The organism is Kitasatospora sp. NPDC056800 (assembly GCF_042789775.1).
Classification (GTDB): Bacteria; Actinomycetota; Actinomycetes; order Streptomycetales; family Streptomycetaceae; genus Kitasatospora.
This window is the reverse complement of the sequence record NZ_JBHUAL010000429.1, coordinates 1-1,180: the sequence shown is the minus strand read 5'-3', so window position 1 is coordinate 1,180 and position 1,180 is coordinate 1. Positions and strand designations below refer to the sequence as shown.

Annotated in this window: 1 protein-coding gene; it reads right to left on the bottom strand. The window is 70.8% G+C overall.

Annotated elements, in window-relative coordinates; all coding sequences use genetic code 11:
- Positions 1-377: 377 nt before the first annotated feature.
- The gene (locus tag ACFRQN_RS40875) at positions 378-659 is read right to left on the bottom strand and encodes a hypothetical protein (protein ID WP_380745724.1); all 282 of its coding nucleotides are present in this window, start codon (positions 657-659) and stop codon (positions 378-380) included.
- Positions 660-1,180: the final 521 nt, after the last annotated feature.

Sequence of the window (1,180 nt, the reverse complement as noted above, 5' to 3'; positions counted from 1 at the left end):
ACAGCCGGCTGACCCCCGCGCCTGCGGGGAGGACCCCCAGCGGCCGCGCCGCTCCTCGTCGCGGGCCGGCTGACCCCCGCGCCTGCGGGGAGGACTCCAGCATCTCGGCGAGCACCGTGCTGGCCGCCGGCTGACCCCCGCGCCTGCGGGGAGGACCCTTCGCGACCTGCACCGTTCTGACGACTTTGCCATTTCTTGACCAGCCTGCCGAGGGAGCACGAAGGCGGGCTGGCCCGTCGAGGTGTCAAGGAGCAGCGTCCGTCGTGGCAGACGGCCATGATGGCGATCGCTGTCGGATGCCCAGGCGATGTCTGGTATGGCCCCTGGGCGGACGAAAGGGAGGTGTTCCGGCCCGTGTCCCGTGGGCGGCGGGCTGTTCAGCGTGCGTCGGCCTCGTCGATCAGGTATTGGAGTTCGTCGAAGATCTGGAGTACGACGACGACCAGGACATGGTCGGCGACCATGAACTCCACTACGACACCGGGCGCGGCGTAGGCCTTGCGCAGGTGCTCGTCCGGGCCGAGCGGCGCCGTCGCCGTCTTGTGGTACGGATCGCGGGCGAGAACGGTGAGCGCGCGGGCCAGGAGGTCGCGCCGGTCAGCGGGCAGGGCATCGAACGTCGCCCTCGCCTCGACGGTGTACTGCACCCGGTACGTCATGCCCACACGATAGCCGGGCCGGATCCCCCGCCGGGAGAGAGTCCACCGACCGGCGACCCCGGTACAGGTCGGCGATCCGGGCGTTGTTCGGCTGGCCCCCGCGCCTGCGGGGAGGACATCCGCGCCAGCCGCAGCGTCGTCTCGCTGAACGGCTGACCCCCACACTCGCGGGGAGGACATCGGTGTCAGGTTGCCGACCTTCCGGCCGCTCGGCTGACCCCCGCACTCGCGGGGAGGACCCTTCGCGACCTGCGCCGTTCCGACGGCTTTGCCGCTTCTTGACCAGCCTGCCGAGGAGTATGAGGTGGGCCGGCCTGTTGAGGTGTCAAGGAGCAGCGTTCATCGTGGCAGAGGGCCACGACACCGTTCTGCGCGGACACCGTTGAAGGCCCGGGTGGTGCTTGGGTCTGCGTGGGCGAAGACGGAGCAGGGGGAGGAGTCACTCCGGAGAGCCGCGGCACCGCACGACGGCCGGCCCCGAAGACGAACCGATCTCCCGCTGGCCCAGGGGAGGACCTCGG